A 14,850-nucleotide genomic window follows, 5' to 3' on the forward strand; every position below is an offset into this window, starting at 1 on the left:
ACATCACCATGCCTTTGCATTATATAAATAGGATGTTCGCATATTTCAGCGAACACCCTATTTAAGCCATGATTTCCTAAATTCGACTACTTCTTAACAAATGTCACTGATTGACTGGTTCCATTGTCAGTGATTACCTGTAAAATATAGACGCCTGCGATTAGTTTAGTTACATCTACCTTATTGGAAGAATCAACCACGCCTTTTGCTACGTTTGTTCCACCGAGAGAAACAATACGGTATGCACTTCCAGCTTTTACTCCCTTAACAGTTAAATATCTGGATGCGGCCGGATTTGGATAAACGGATAATGATGAAGCGGCATCCGCCAAGGTAACATTCACACTATTGGAATAACTAACCGCCCCTTCTTTTGAGACTTCACCCACTCGGTAAACAGCCTTAGTAGCAGGTGTTACGTCAGTAAAGCTATAATTCAGCGTAGTTGTGCTGTAGCCGCCATTAGCTTTGCTGGCTACTGTTCCCAGTGTCTGATAGCTGCTGCCACCATTCACACTTCTTTCAATAGTAAATTCTTTATTGTTCAGCTCGGTTTCAGTTGCCCACGAAAGAACTACTGTACCTTTATTAACTGTTACCTGCAGACCGGCTGGACTCCATTTAACAGGAAGGCTGGCAGTAGCGATATCTGGTCCAGTAGCAATGAAAGGCATACCGTGATCAAAGTGATTACCTCCATTGACAGCCACTGGATCAGGGTTCCCTTCTGAAGCATGATCCTTGATTCGATTCTGTCCTCCTTCAAAAGTATTGAAGTTAATGGTCTGTTCAGCTATAGTCCCTGGACTTTGTCCATCCCATGCAGCAGTAGTCGTTAATAGCCTGAAAGAATAGACTGAGTCTGGAAGTATAGTGCTTCCAGGCATAATAGCAAACTTAAGTGCCCCTTTCATATAGTTATAGTCGCCTGAAACAAATCCCGGTACGGTTGTACCATCAAGTGTAATACCGGTCGCATTAGAAGTAACCACTTTGCCGCCAAAATCAATTGTATGAGAGGCGGTTGTTGCAGTTGGTCCTGCATAAGCACCGAGTCCGGAATAATCTGTAAGGCCTGAAGGCGTATAATCACCTTCTGTCAAAGAACTGAAATTTCTCGCTAAAACCCAGTCCTTTCCGATTGAATCCGTATTAATTGTCACCCACGCCAATTGATAGTTAGGGCTCTGAGCCTGTGAGGTTCCGCCAGCACCTGCTACAAAGGCCTGCCCATTGGCATTACCTCTGGCATATTGAAGTACAATTGTTCCATTTCCCTGCGTTTTAAAAAATGTCCACATACCGAGCGACATTTCCAGGTCAATAGGTTGGCGATCATTTTTTACAAATGAACCATTTGTTTTTAATACACTTTGGCTGGCATCATCTTTCCATACATAATCCCCCATACCAAAGGTTCCTGCCTTTGCAAGGGCTATCGCAAAGACAGCGATAAAGAGTGTAAAAATCTTTTTCATGAAATTAAATTATTGATTAAAAAATATAAAAAACTGTCTTTAAAGAATCCTCCACATCTTTATTGTTGTACACTGTTCTACAAAAGATGTACTTTAAAGGATGGGTGCCAGTTTTAAATTAATACTGCATAGGCTAGCACCTTAACATTAACAAAAGTACCTTAGGCAAATAATTTCATTTGTAGCTTTGCAGCTACAAAACAGAAAATAATCATTAAGCAAACTATTTCATTCCCAGTAAATAGCAGATGAAACATAAAAGGGTGAAATAATAATCTGACTTAGAAAAAAAACGTGATTTTCGTTAACGTTTGTCAGTATATGACAATGCAATCTTTAGGGAAAACTTAAATGCCTATACTTTTTTATTTTAGTATATCATTTATTTTTCATCCATAAAAAATAGACTTCCAATCTGAGACCTAGGTATCCTCACATCTAATGCTCATTAATAAACACTTTTTTTTTGCCGATGTTGACTTATAAATACTATAAGAAGAGGAGAAGAACTTTAATACAAAAGATAACAGGTTATTGGTGGAAACTGTTATCTCCGAAAATTAAGCCCAAAATCAAAACAATAATAAATAATGAAAAGAGCGCTAAGCAGTTTCTATTTAAAAAACTACTTAGCGCTCTTTTCACTAAACCGACTCTGTAAAGTATCTATTTTATAGACAAAGCATAGGTGGTTTGTTCATGATAATGTTCTCCCGGTCTCAAAATCGTATTAGGGAATTTAGGTTCATTAGGGCTATCAGGAAAATGCTGTGTTTCGAGTGCTAACCCATCGTATTTAACGACTTTGTGGCCTCTGGCTGTAATCGAACCATCCAGGAAATTGCCTGAATAGAATTGCAGGCCTGGTTGGGATGTAAATACCTCCAATTGTCTGCCGGAAGCACTGTCATAAAGAGTGGCGACAGGTGCATTTGCTCCAACAGTCGTGTCCAGAGCCCAGTTATGATCATAACCTCCGGGAACCTGGTCAATTCTGGCCCCTATAGCGGTGGCGGTATTAAAATCAAACGGAGTTCCCTTGACACTCACGGGCAACCCAACCGGTATCTGATCTTCTACCGGAGAATAATTAGGAGCCTTAATGGTCAGTTTTTCATCCAGAACGGTTCTGGCCAGATTACCTGACAGATTAAAATAACTGTGATTGGTCAGATTAACCGGGGTAGGTTTATCTGTTGTTGCATCATAAGTAATATTTAGTTTATTATCACTTGTCAATTCATAATGAACCGTCACATCTAATGTGCCTGGATAGCCTTCTTCCCCATCCTTAGAGGTATAATGCAGAACAAGCTCCGTTTTGTTACTATCAGGCACCTCAACGTTCCATAGCACTTTATCAAATCCTTTAATTCCACCATGAAGATGATTATGCCCGTCATTTACTGCCAATTGATAGGTCTTTCCATCTAGTGTAAATTTACCTTTAGCAATACGATTGGCATAACGCCCGATGAGGGCGCCAAAGTAGGGCGGATGAGCCAAATAGCCACTTAGACTGTCAAACCCAACAATAATTTCACTGGTATCTGCATTTCTATCCGGAAAACGCCAGGAGGTGATCGTACCTCCATAATTGGATATGGCCATCTTTGTTCCATGACCATTATCCAGGTGGTAGAGCAAAACCGGGCTACCATCATAAGTACCCCAGCTGGAAACTGTAACCGCCTTCTTAGTGCTGTCTGTTTGATTTTGCTTCTGAGTTCCAGAACCACCACAGGAAACAAGACCGGCAGCTAGTGCCAGTGAGCAAAAGCTCAAATACCATTTTCTATTCATAATGTATTCATTTTTAAATTTAAAAGACCATTAAAAGTACGTATTTTATTGTATATATGACAATTTATATAAACGTTTTTTACATGCTTTAAAGTTCTGAAATTTTTCTCATTTCAGTCTTCAAATTGAAAACTTTCATAGCGCATGTACGGCCGGAGCTGCCCCCCAACTCAAATTAAAGGGAACTTTAACATTTAACAATCACAAAACAATATAGAATTAGTTAGAATATGATACCTTTATACATAATAACCCTTTATTATTTATCGATTGAAATTTAAATCGAAATTCAAACTGTTTTTAAATGACGCAATACAAAGGACAAGAACACTACCTGGTAGCCGTGGATTGTATAATATTCGGCTTTGATGGAGAACACTTAAACCTCCTACTCATTAAAAGAGGTTTTGAACCTAAGAAAAACAAATGGTCCCTTATGGGCGGCTTCGTTCAACCTACCGAAGACCTGGATGGCGCAGCCAAACGTATTTTACACCAGCTGACCGGATTAAAAGGAGTCTATCTGGAACAATTAAAAGCATTTGGTCAGCCCAAAAGAGATCCGGAAGAAAGAACCATCAGTATCTCCTATTTTGCACTGATAGACATCAACCAGTATAAGGAAAAAATCAGCGATACATATGCAGCAGAATGGTTCCCGCTTAAAAAATATCCTAAACTGATTTTCGACCATGACAAAATGATTGAGCTCGCCAAAGGAAGACTACGTTATAAAGCCTCTTTACATCCAATCCTATTTGAACTTTTGCCTGAGAAATTCACAATGCCTCAATTACAAAACCTTTACGAGGATGTATATGACACTTCCTTTGATAAACGTAACTTCTCAAGAAAGGTGCTTTCCACTTCTTTATTGGTTAAATTAAATGACAAGGACATGTCTACCTCTAAGAAGGGCGCATTTTACTATAAACTCAATAAAAAGCAATATACCGAGAACTTCCATTCATTTTTGAAGTTTATTCCAAATCCAGATCATTTATTGTAAGTTTGATTTTATATTTAAAAAGGTCCCTGAATATGCTAATTTGCATTACAGGGACCTTTAAATTTTATGATGTAGTCATTCAGTCAATTATCCGCCGCACGCTATCTGATTCCCGTCTTGGGCAAAGTAAACTTTTCATTCCCGTTATGATCCGGCGGAACAGCATTTAATAAATGCCTTACAAAGAAGTCCTTCTTCCTGGCTCTTCCATAAGGTCCGCCATCTGTATGGTCAGATCCTGGTACCGGCAGAAAATCAAAGGCCTTCCCGGCTTTAATCAGCGCGTCGGCTACTCTATAGGTACTTTCCGGTGGCACATTCGTATCCGCCTCTCCTACGATCAGCAACAGACTGCCCTTTAATTTGTAAGCATTATCAACATTGGAGGCAGCAGCATATTCAGCATCCACTGGATATCCCATCCACTGTTCATTCCACCATTGCTTATCAATGCGGTTATCATGACATCCACAGGCTGCAACACCAGCTTTATAAAATTCAGGATGACTCAACAGCGCATCCAGGGCATCCTGACCACCTGCGGATGTACCATAAATACCCACCCTACTGTCATCGACAATCGGCAACTTCGCAGCCAGTGCTTTAATCCAGGCAATGCGATCAGGTAATCCCGCATCCTGCAGGTTTTTCCAACAAACATCGTGAAAAGCTTTTGAACGATTGGCTGTTCCCATTCCATCAATCTGTACGACAATAAAACCCAATTCAGCAATACTTTGCATTTCACTATAGCCTAAAAAACTTTTAGGAACAAAAGCATCCTGAGGTCCGGCGTAAATATTTTCTATGACCGGATATTTTTTAGCCGGATCATAAGAGGATGGCACACAATATATACCGTAAATATCTGTTTTACCGTCCCTGCCTTTTGCCACAAATGAAGTAGGCAAATGCACGCCGGTTGCCAGCAGATCCTCAATATTGGCCTTTTCGATGACAGCAATTTCCCTGGCATCAGACACTTTTTTTAATTTGGTGACGGGGGCAATATTCACCTCAGAATAAGTATCCAGCATAAATCTTTTATCAGGACTAAAACGAACCGTGTGATTACCAGCTTCAGGTGTCAAGTCAATTAGATGGGTCCCGTCAAAACGAATTCGGTAATAATGAATATAGTATGGATCTTCACCTGGATTCATGCCGCTGGCCCTGAACCAGATCTCCCTTTTTTGGGTATCCACACTATCCACCTCTCTTACTATCCAATCTCCGCGCGTAATTTTTGTTTCCCTTTTATTTTTGGTATCCAATAGAAAAAGGTGCTGCCATCCATCCTTCTCAGAGGAATAAATAATTTCATGCGACTCAGGAAGATAATAAGTCATTAATCTGGACTCGTAAATAAATGTTTTTGCACGTTCATCGTACACTTCAGAAGTGTCCCCGGAAAGGGCATCTACCTGGATTATTCTGAACCTCTGATTACCTCTGTCCATTCTTTCATACATAAACTTAGATGGGTCTTTACTGTCCCAGTGAATCATGGGTGCCGGAAAATAATCAATGGTGTCCGTATGTACTTTAATATCCCTACCCGTTAATGGATTAAAAACATGCATCACATAAGCCGTAAACGGATCTCCTGGCTGTTTATAAGGATGTGATTTCAGTTGTCCCCGCGTGGTACCGGGAACTGAACTCAACACATAATAAACATTAGAGTCAATCACCGGGAAAATATGATAAGCCACAAAATAATTATTATCCTCTGACCATGCAATAGACCCGTAAGGATTTTCGTCCGTCCCGTCTGTGGTCAACTCTTGCACCTTGCCTGTCCTTGTATCCGTTACAAAAACATTCCCTTTTTGAATGGCAACAGCAAAACGGCCATCCCCCGAGATCGTATCTGTTTGAAAACTATCATAACGGCTCGGCCGGGGTACAAAGTCATACCCTTGTTGCCGCCACCAGGGAAGTGACCCTTTCTTTTCATGTCCGCCCTGAAGCGTCCATAAGTCCCCTTGCGCATCATTGTACCCGAATTTTTTCCCTTCTACATCAAAAGTCCAGATATTATTAAGGGTCCCGGCTCCCTTCTCAAATGTTTTATGCCATTGTAAACCGTTTAAAGGCAGACTGTCAGCAATGAATGATTTCCCGGTTTTATCCGTTAACAAGGCGGCAAGACGGCTTTCATTAAATGCCGGTCTTTGCCTTCCGGTTTCGGCCTCCACCAACCGATAATCCATTTTCCCCTGAGCCATCTGATGGATATACCAGAATCCCGGGCTATTTTTTTCATTCTGGATCCAGTGTCCATTTACAGCTGCGTTATATATTTTATTTTTAGTCAGGCTATCCATAAGCTGGCTTTTCAAATACCCATCAGCAACCTGTTGCGCAGTTGGAAAGTACGATTCATTAGGGCTACGCTGAGCATGCACTTCTTGCTTTAAGAAAATGAATAACCCCAAAAATCCGGTTAAGACGAATATCTTTTTAAGTCGACCGCTTATGCTGTGCTGGACGGCTGTTTCTCTCATTATTACGTGTTCAGAAGGTGACTGTTGCATACATTAAGGTTCAGATTTTACCTGCCATCGCTCCAGTGGGGAGAAAGCAGACTCCCAGTAAAGGTATTAGGGTTTTTTAACCAAAGCCATCCGGATTTTAGCTAAAGTTATGTAGATTTTAACCCGTCACGCAACCAAACTCCTGTTATGGCTTAATCATTAATCGTGTTTATCCAGGAACTTCTGTACAATCGGATAATATAACTCTGGAACTTCAACATTTACATTATGCGCCGCTCCCGGCAAAACATGTAGCTGTTTTTTATCATTAGGAACGCCGCTCAGACAGTCATATATCAGCTTCGCCTGCCCCGGACCTACGGCATAATCCTCTGCTCCGCCAATGACCGCCACCGGGATATGAATGGAGGCCAACAGATTATTTAATTCTAAATGATTATAGGCTGGCGTATTTCTAAAAATCTTATTGACATATGCACCTTTTTCAGCTACGCTATCATAACTTTCCAGATCGTAGTGGGCCAGTTGATAAAAAACTGAATCTTTCCCTAATTTCATGATTCTGTTATGAGCAGCCGTATCACACCAATAAGGGTCAAATCCGAGAATTTCCGGGAATGTAAATTTTATGAGTTCCATATCCTCAAAAAATTGATTAAAATTCCCTTTCTCTATACGGTTAATTTCCCGTAGTACATAATGCAGAGAGTCGGACCTGGCAGATTCATGCCCACCTAATACGTTTAACTCGCTATTGGCTAATGCTTTCTCATGGTCCAATAAAACCTTATTCTGATAGGGTCCGCTAATCTTGCCACTCACTGAAACAAAAGACTGAATCTTTTGTTGATGATCCAATAAATATAAAAACCCAAGTGTGCCGCCCCAAGAGCCTCCCAGTAAATGAATAGGACGATTCGCAAACCGTTGTTTCAAGGTATCTACCACGGCATCCAGATCCGCTACAAACTGCTCCATTGTAATGAGACTGTCCGCAGATTCCCTGGGAGATTTCCCACAACCCCGCTGATCCAAATACCCCAATAAATAATCCTCTTCCAGTACATCTTTATAAAAATACCTGTCAAAACCAGAACATCCTCCCGGCCCTCCATGCAATAGCAGCACAATAGGTCCGTTTTTATTACCTGCAAGGCGCAGGTATAAACTATTTGCTTTTACCGGAATAAATACTTCCTGATCTATAAAGGTATTGCGAGAAGAATTGCAGGATACCCCTGGTATCAAAATAATGAATAACCAATAAATTGACAGCCTGCAAATAGGTTCATATCTTTTCCATACCCACTTAAGAGGTATTACCACACAATCGATGTTTTTCATAATAGATTATAACTTAGGTTCTTATTATCCAGGGATTCTTATAACTCTTTAATATACCGGCACTTGAGATAAATCCCGTCTTTTAATCAATTTTTTCAGCGGTACTGCTTTACACGACTTTGTCTTTCAGAGCGGAAGGCAAGTCCGTTATTCCTTTGAAATGCAACGGTTTAATCAATTATTACACATTGCATAAAAAGAATAAGCACGCGCTTGCCACCATAAAAACGCAACTATGAAGATAAAGGTTTAAATTTGGTTAAACAACTGTCGGCAAGTCATGGAACAGATTATCAATATTAACAAGCATCCTTACTGGGAAAACCATCCCGATCAAATGCAGGCTTTAGAAGCCAGAGTCAATGAACATATTGCTGCTGGTAATATTTATGAAGACGGTGAACAGGCCGAGTTTAATTTACTGGGACATCCCGTAACCTTATTGATTCATGTGCAAACAGAAGAAAGCAGGGTATCGGGGGACATTTATAACATTTTGGATTTGGAACTGATAAATCATGGCTAAACGATGATTACGTCATTGTACTAATCCGGTCCAAACCCAAATAATAACTTGTTTTTTATATTTACAATTATCTCAGATAGACAGCTACAAACTGTGCCAAAGGAGCCATTCTAGCTTTATTTAAATAAAGTGTATCACCATGCTGGCTATAATTGTCCGCCTTATTCAACACTTGCATAAACTGTTTTTCTAAAGCCAGATCCGAGCAAGCCATCATGGTAGAAATCATTTTTGAGAACAGGATCCTGTTACCTGGCTTTAATTCAAAATGACCGCCAAAGCCATTACATCCGGCAAAACCCCTTACAGTACTGTCACCTGTTTTTAAAATCATATAAGGTTCTTTACTTCCGCTATAACTAATCTGTTGTCCGTTTAATTGGGTCAGTTTCCAGTATTTCTCCTCAATGGACTGTTGATCCAGCTTGGTTAATTTATAAGAACCGGCCGACGGGCCCTGAACGGCATTCCCGGACTGATCTAATTGTAATAACCCGTTTTCTATAACCTTATAACTTTGCTGGCCGGCTGAAGACTTCAGGGCAATTATCCCACCATGGTTATCCCAACTAAAGGTGCCATTTTCTTTATAGGTTGAATCCCCCTTCCCTTCATATTTATATTGCTTTGTAAAGGTACCGTCAGCATTCAAAGTTATCACAGTCTGGATGGCTGAGCAATCAGCACATGGCAATTGTCCCTGATATACACCGGCCCAATCCAGACTGTTTTGGCTGTTATGGCCACTGTTTATCTGTGCCTGTGAATTGATTCCGTTAGTTTGTTGAACGTTCTTACAACTTTGGATACCTATTGAGATAAGTAACGGCATGGCGCAGTATAAAAGCTGGTTAGCATATTTGCCAGAAAAATAAGTGGTGATTTTCATTTTGTTTCGTTTAAAGGTTGATAAAGAAAATCAAATTGTCAGACTTTCTATATACAGAAACTCAACAAGCTCAAAAAACGCTACGAAAGGACCCTAAAAAATTCCTCAAAAATCATTGAGGGCAGGCCGCAACCGTCTTTTCAAAGATAAGCATTAATATACAAACAATACCCATATCTGAACTTCAAGAAGTTCGAATAAAGTCACTTTTTAAAACTAAGACACAGATCCAAAATATAAAGCCCCAAAATACTTAGCCCCATAAAAAGGAATAAACATTTTCCAAAATTCTTTTTTAGGTAATTGTCCCAACCGGATCAACCTATAACCGTCTACAATGGGTCGATAGATCAACACATACGCTAAAATCAAAAACAAGGTTGTTTCGTACAGTTCACATTCATACAAATAGACCATGATTGCCATTGGTAACAGAATCTGCAGGTAATAGTACAGTAGTTTCATGCTTATTAGTTTTGCAAGTACACAGGTGATTAAATCATTAAAAGCAGTGCGATACCCAAGACTAAAAAGTGCACCTCAATTTTGTATACCGAAGTTAAGAAATAACTTGGGCAAACCAAAATAAATAGGGAAAAATAAGAATTTATTCATGTAGCCGGACTATAAAAAACGCAATAAGCCAGCAAGCCACGCAAAGGCGATGGCCCATATCAGGAAATATCCCGCAATCAACCACAAAATCGTATACTTTGAAAACGACTGCTCATTCCTTTTCATTTTGCGACTTCTTTTACAGAAGAAGATACCTATAAAATAAAGATAATCAACTAACTAGAAGAGTTTAGCTGATTTATATTTCGGGGTATCTTCCATTATTTAGGTTAACGAAATAATTTAATGACGATCATCCTTAAGAAAGAGGACAACTATAAGTACCCTAATGAGCCGATAACCCCCATTGTGTGGTGATTTTTTTTATTTTTATAAATTTCAGAGCAGGTAGTTGAATATCAATATTTAACCCGATTAAAAAAGTCTGCCAGCCTGAACCGGGCTATTATTTTTTTCCATGAGCAATAACCATCTTTTCTTTTCAACACCTCCTGCATAACCGGTTAGGCTGCCATTGGAGCCGATAACTCTATGACAGGGAATAATAACCGCAATTGGATTACGGCCATTGGCCGATGCGATAGCCCGGATGGCCAGCGGGTTATTCATGATTTCAGCCTGTTGTTTATAAGTCCAGGTCACTCCATAGGGAATCTGAAGCAGGGTTTGCCATACGGTACGTGCAAATTCATTCCCTAAAATATCCAAATCAAGCGGTACGGTAAATATTTTCAGAGAACCTGCAAAATAAGCCTCCAACTCCCTGATTGTCTGTAGTAATATAGGGTGGGTAATAGAATGCTGCTGTATATTCCAGCTGGTATTTAATTTAATGGCTATATCATCCACCTCTTTTTTAATCTGATCCAGGCTCCCGAATTCCAAAATCGCCAGCCCTTTATCAGTAGCTGCCGCCACCATGGTACCGAGGGGCGTATCAATCCTGCAGACCGTAATGGGTGCAGCCAGGGTTTTGTTTTGGGATGCAGGTACAGATGCGGCTAATTTTGTATTCATATTTTACAAATTTAAAGGCAGCAATTAAGGACGTTGATTTATACTTCAAATTTAGCCTTTTTCAGTTAAAACAGGGAAAATAAACTTAGGGATACCTAACTTTAATCATCCAATTCAAATGTGAGGAAGTGCAGAATTTTCTGCCCCCTCCACAATGGTCGGCGGCGTTGAATCCGACGAATCAGCCGGCTGCTCAGATTCTTCCTGCTTTTTTTCCTGCAATTCCTGAATACGGTGAGTTACTTTTTCTTCCAGCAATTCAGCCCTTGCCTTATTCACTTCTATGGATTCTTTTAATATAGCCGGCATTTCCCCCAGCATTTTTTTACCTACAGGACTTTTGTAAAAAGCAATGATTCCCTGTAAATCTTCCTCAGAATAGTGTTTGGCATAAATGGGCAATATAATCGCGGCCATCGAATCATAACTGAGGTAATTGCTGAACTCTTCAACTATCATATCTCCATACACCGGATCCTGTTGTTTGAGTTTATCCCTTACAGCATCCACCATTAATTCGATATATTTTCTGGTACCAACAAGATCCACCATTTCCATAATAAGGGCCTTTTTTCGGGGACTGATGGCATCGTTACTTTGTCCTTTAGCCAGCAGGACCATACCAAAAGAAAATAAGATGGTGCAAAATAATCCGCAGATAAATTTTCTCATTTCGCATTGTATTTATTCAAAATTAATCGAAAACCTTTAATAACCAACTATATTTCTCCCTTTTCCTGTTATAGGTCAGAAAGGTTAAGCACTGTTTGGATATTTTCCAATTTACGACAATCAATTTCCCAATTTGATAAACAAGGACTTAAGGATAAGCTTCATCTTTGCATTAATAATGGTTTTTCAAAATAAGGCAGGATCCGGCTTAATCTGTTACCCGGTTCCCATAGCTTCTGCCGGCCTGCCTGATTTTGAATGTTTGAACAATTTTTAGATGATAATTTTTTGCTTTGATTCGGTTGTGACCCTGTTATTATGAAAATGCTTTGCAACGCAGCAGGGCCGTGCATTACCTAAGTAATCGCACGGCCCTCTTTTATTATTATAAACAAAGCTGTTCTGCTTAAATTAATACCCTAATGTAAATCTTTTTTGGATATGTTGTGGCTGAAGAATTTCACCGACAACCGCTACCGCTAAATCTTCCACTGAAATTTTACTTTTACCAGCCTCATCAAAAACAGGGTTTTCCAAACCTAGTCTAAATACACCTGTTCTCTCACCGGGAACCAGCTCAATTGCAGGACTCAAAAAGGTCCAGTCCAGCTCTTTTTCCTGTCTGAGACTGCTCAGATAATCTCTTGCCGCAGTAGCTCCTGGTTTCCACTCTTTTGGAAACTCATCACTATCTACCAGCTGGTTCTCCCCTATATACAGACTTCCTGCACCCCCAATGACTAAAAGGCGCTTTACGCCGGCGGCCTTTGCTGCAGCCTGAATAGCCTTAGATCCTTTTATAAAATCATCATAGATATTGGGATTTGCCCAACCCGCATTATATGCGCTGATAATTGCATCCTGATCTTTAAAAATTGCTGTCAGCTCTTCTGTTTTATTGACGTCAGCTGCTACAGCTGTCACATTCGGCAATGCAGGCGCCATAGTTACATCTCTTGCAATGGCCGTTACAGTAAGCCCTTTGTCACTGGCTTCTTTTAAAATGGCTTTTCCTACAAACCCTGTTGCTCCGATAACTACTACTTTCATTGTTTTATTTTTTATTTATAATTTAATAGGTTTTCCACTAGGCTAATCTTGACATTCTCACTGACCCTTTTTAACGAACACCTTAATTGTAATTAAATTTATTACAGTTAAAGGTAAAAAACATTATTGAAACTGTTGGCAAAATGCCTTTAATGTAGTCGCAGACAACTGACGTTCCAACTTCAAATCGATCTGTTCGTAAAGCTGATCCAAATGACCTTTAATCTGACGACCTACCGGACAATCCGGATTAGGGGTATTTTTCGATATTCCTAACAGTGCTTCCGGTTTAAGCGATCGGTAAATTTCAGCAAGTGTAATGATGTCTGCTGATCGGGCTAATTGATAACCGCCATTTTTGCCTTCTCTGCTTAAAACAAGTCCCTGATCAATCAGCTCCTTAAGCGCTTTTCTTACCTGAACCGGATTTATATTCAGACTGCCGGCAATATAATCAGAAGATAATTGCTCCTTTGCGTAACAAAGCAGGGTCATAATGTGTATTGCTATAGGAAATCTTCCATTCATTTACCTTCGGAAATTTATACTGTAATATTTTTTATTACAGTACAAAGGTAATACAGATATTTCAAACCCAAATTATTTTTAAAAAAAATTGTGCTAAAAACGGGAATCCGCCCTTCATTTATTGTATAAATGACTGACATCCTGAGATTTAAATGGAGTGATGAATGGAAATATCCTCTCCCTCCCAGACTTTTTTACCAATCCAGTCCTGATCAGGGCCTTGCCAGAGTTGATTGTCCGGAGCCAGTCCAAGAATCAAAAAGGCTTCAGAACATAAATAAAGACTTCCGGTAGAAATGTACCCTTGCGCGATCTTCCTTTGATGCCCCACCATACCTATTTGCAACCAACCTTTTGAATCAAAGGTACCTTTAAAAGAAAGTTGCCTTTTAATCACCGTATACAAGGCAGCCCTTACTTCCTGAGGAGCAACATCTGCAGGCAAATGCTGCATCAGTGCCATCTGAGAGAGCAGCTGAAATGCTCCGAACCTATAAGCTAATGAACGTCCAAGCGGCGGATAGGTTCCCTCGGGCGAGATTAAAGACTCCTGAATATAGGCATAACGGGTCGCCCTTTTAAGGACCTCGCCATAGATCTTCTCAAATCTCTCAGTCTGCACATTTGCTGCCAAAAGCTCTTGTAAGACTTCAAGGAACATCGGCTGAATGACATATGAATTGTAATAATCCCAATGATAATTCGGGCCATCCCCGTACGTTCCGTCTCCTACGTACCATTTCATGTGAGCGTCCACCGCTTTATTAATCGCTGCCATTTGGCAGGTTCCGGTAAATTTTAAAATTCCTGCTTCAACTATCGCACTGAATAAAAGCCAGTTGTTATTTCCAGGTGTAATCACCCTTGTAGATTTTAAAGCCTGGATAATATTATCTTTGGTGGTCAGGTCAAGCGGATCCCACAGCTGCTTGGGTGCCCTGAGTAAGGCCTGTACTAAAAATGCTGCATCTACCACAGGCTGTCCTCCCTTATTAAAATTCATAAAATCCGCACCGGCAGGGTCAGTGGCATTATGCAGACACTTTCTGGCAAGAAGAATATATTTTTCTCTTAAACGGCCTTCTTTAGATGCATCAGGCCCCAGGGCCAGCCAGGGAGCCATACCGGCAAGCAGTCTGCCAAAAGCCTCCAGATAAGTATATTGTTCACGGCCATTTTCTACGGCCTCCACAGGCATGCGCGCTACTAATTGATTTTGACTTAATGCACTCAGTAAGGGATCAGCAATTTTAACCAAACTATTCACCAGATACTTCCGCTCTTTAGCACCATCTTTATTTCCTGCCGCAAAGCTTACATGACTTGCCACAGATAATAAAATAATTGCGATAAGACAGTAAGGTCTTTTAAAACTATTCAGAACACCATAACGCCAAAGAACAACCTGATTCATAATTAAAATTTAAAGCTTTTAGAAGTGCAGATAAAAAAGTTGT

Annotated in this window: 13 protein-coding genes; 2 read left to right on the plus strand and 11 right to left on the minus strand. The window is 40.1% G+C overall.

All coding sequences use genetic code 11. The features are described from left to right. Positions 1–86: 86 nt before the first annotated feature. Both BLU80_RS11370 and BLU80_RS11380 read right to left on the minus strand, forming a co-directional pair. Entirely contained in the window at positions 87–1,478 is a 1,392-nt protein-coding gene (locus BLU80_RS11370; RefSeq protein ID WP_091398258.1) for a T9SS type A sorting domain-containing protein, read from the minus strand. Between the two features lie 666 nt (positions 1,479–2,144). Then, positions 2,145–3,281, minus strand: coding sequence for an aldose epimerase family protein (locus BLU80_RS11380; protein WP_091398262.1), 1,137 nt, complete (start codon positions 3,279–3,281; stop codon positions 2,145–2,147). A gap of 304 nt (positions 3,282–3,585) precedes the next feature. Between BLU80_RS11380 and BLU80_RS11385 the strand changes: the two genes are divergently transcribed. Beyond that, the gene (locus tag BLU80_RS11385) at positions 3,586–4,290 is read left to right on the plus strand and encodes an NUDIX hydrolase (protein WP_091398264.1); all 705 of its coding nucleotides are present in this window, start codon (positions 3,586–3,588) and stop codon (positions 4,288–4,290) included. A 101-nt stretch (positions 4,291–4,391) separates the two neighbouring features. Here BLU80_RS11385 and BLU80_RS11390 read toward each other — a convergent pair whose 3' ends face one another. Together BLU80_RS11390 and BLU80_RS11395 are read right to left on the minus strand one after the other, a co-directional pair. After that, positions 4,392–6,830, minus strand: a complete 2,439-nt coding sequence (locus BLU80_RS11390; protein ID WP_091398266.1) for a S9 family peptidase — start codon at positions 6,828–6,830, stop codon at positions 4,392–4,394. A 159-nt stretch (positions 6,831–6,989) separates the two neighbouring features. After that, a complete protein-coding gene (locus BLU80_RS11395) occupies positions 6,990–8,135 on the minus strand; it encodes an alpha/beta fold hydrolase (protein WP_091398268.1) in 1,146 nt (381 codons plus the stop codon). 280 nt (positions 8,136–8,415) lie between these two features. Here BLU80_RS11395 and BLU80_RS11400 point away from each other — a divergent pair, with 280 nt between their 5' ends. Further along, positions 8,416–8,661: a hypothetical protein gene (locus tag BLU80_RS11400; RefSeq protein WP_091398271.1), complete on the plus strand. Its 246-nt coding sequence runs from the start codon at positions 8,416–8,418 to the stop codon at positions 8,659–8,661. A 67-nt stretch (positions 8,662–8,728) separates the two neighbouring features. Here the strand turns inward: BLU80_RS11400 and BLU80_RS11405 are convergent, their stop codons facing one another. The 7 genes from BLU80_RS11405 to BLU80_RS11440 all read right to left on the minus strand — a co-directional run bounded on the left by BLU80_RS11405 (position 8,729) and on the right by BLU80_RS11440 (position 14,807). Next, positions 8,729–9,550: a copper resistance protein NlpE N-terminal domain-containing protein gene (locus BLU80_RS11405; RefSeq protein WP_091398274.1), complete on the minus strand. Its 822-nt coding sequence runs from the start codon at positions 9,548–9,550 to the stop codon at positions 8,729–8,731. Between the two features lie 216 nt (positions 9,551–9,766). Next, complete coding sequence (locus BLU80_RS11410) at positions 9,767–10,015, minus strand: hypothetical protein (RefSeq protein WP_091398277.1); 249 nt, start codon at positions 10,013–10,015, stop codon at positions 9,767–9,769. Between the two features lie 525 nt (positions 10,016–10,540). After that, complete coding sequence (locus BLU80_RS11415) at positions 10,541–11,143, minus strand: methylated-DNA--[protein]-cysteine S-methyltransferase (RefSeq protein WP_091398279.1); 603 nt, start codon at positions 11,141–11,143, stop codon at positions 10,541–10,543. Between the two features lie 114 nt (positions 11,144–11,257). Then, positions 11,258–11,815, minus strand: a complete 558-nt coding sequence (locus BLU80_RS11420; RefSeq protein ID WP_091398282.1) for a DUF2059 domain-containing protein — start codon at positions 11,813–11,815, stop codon at positions 11,258–11,260. Positions 11,816–12,226: 411 nt separating this feature from the next. Further along, positions 12,227–12,865, minus strand: coding sequence for an NAD(P)-dependent oxidoreductase (locus BLU80_RS11430; RefSeq protein WP_091398287.1), 639 nt, complete (start codon positions 12,863–12,865; stop codon positions 12,227–12,229). 123 nt (positions 12,866–12,988) lie between these two features. Beyond that, positions 12,989–13,393, minus strand: a complete 405-nt coding sequence (locus tag BLU80_RS11435; protein ID WP_091398290.1) for an Rrf2 family transcriptional regulator — start codon at positions 13,391–13,393, stop codon at positions 12,989–12,991. Between the two features lie 148 nt (positions 13,394–13,541). Further along, positions 13,542–14,807: a DUF2264 domain-containing protein gene (locus tag BLU80_RS11440; RefSeq protein ID WP_091398292.1), complete on the minus strand. Its 1,266-nt coding sequence runs from the start codon at positions 14,805–14,807 to the stop codon at positions 13,542–13,544. Positions 14,808–14,850: the final 43 nt, after the last annotated feature.

It is taken from the genome of Arachidicoccus rhizosphaerae, from assembly GCF_900107765.1.
Classification (GTDB): Bacteria; Bacteroidota; Bacteroidia; order Chitinophagales; family Chitinophagaceae; genus Arachidicoccus; species Arachidicoccus rhizosphaerae.

Excerpts from the sequence above, each read along its gene's own strand:
- BLU80_RS11370 (WP_091398258.1), bottom strand. The coding sequence starts at position 1,478 with ATGAAAAAGATTTTTACACTCTTTATCGCTGTCTTTGCGATAGCCCTT.
- BLU80_RS11380 (WP_091398262.1), bottom strand. The coding sequence starts at position 3,281 with ATGAATAGAAAATGGTATTTGAGCTTTTGCTCACTGGCACTAGCTGCC.
- BLU80_RS11385 (WP_091398264.1), top strand. The coding sequence starts at position 3,586 with ATGACGCAATACAAAGGACAAGAACACTACCTGGTAGCCGTGGATTGT.
- BLU80_RS11390 (WP_091398266.1), bottom strand. The coding sequence starts at position 6,830 with ATGCAACAGTCACCTTCTGAACACGTAATAATGAGAGAAACAGCCGTC.
- BLU80_RS11395 (WP_091398268.1), bottom strand. The coding sequence starts at position 8,135 with ATGAAAAACATCGATTGTGTGGTAATACCTCTTAAGTGGGTATGGAAA.
- BLU80_RS11400 (WP_091398271.1), top strand. The coding sequence starts at position 8,416 with ATGGAACAGATTATCAATATTAACAAGCATCCTTACTGGGAAAACCAT.
- BLU80_RS11405 (WP_091398274.1), bottom strand. The coding sequence starts at position 9,550 with ATGAAAATCACCACTTATTTTTCTGGCAAATATGCTAACCAGCTTTTA.
- BLU80_RS11410 (WP_091398277.1), bottom strand. The coding sequence starts at position 10,015 with ATGAAACTACTGTACTATTACCTGCAGATTCTGTTACCAATGGCAATC.
- BLU80_RS11415 (WP_091398279.1), bottom strand. The coding sequence starts at position 11,143 with ATGAATACAAAATTAGCCGCATCTGTACCTGCATCCCAAAACAAAACC.
- BLU80_RS11420 (WP_091398282.1), bottom strand. The coding sequence starts at position 11,815 with ATGAGAAAATTTATCTGCGGATTATTTTGCACCATCTTATTTTCTTTT.
- BLU80_RS11430 (WP_091398287.1), bottom strand. The coding sequence starts at position 12,865 with ATGAAAGTAGTAGTTATCGGAGCAACAGGGTTTGTAGGAAAAGCCATT.
- BLU80_RS11435 (WP_091398290.1), bottom strand. The coding sequence starts at position 13,393 with ATGAATGGAAGATTTCCTATAGCAATACACATTATGACCCTGCTTTGT.
- BLU80_RS11440 (WP_091398292.1), bottom strand. The coding sequence starts at position 14,807 with ATGAATCAGGTTGTTCTTTGGCGTTATGGTGTTCTGAATAGTTTTAAA.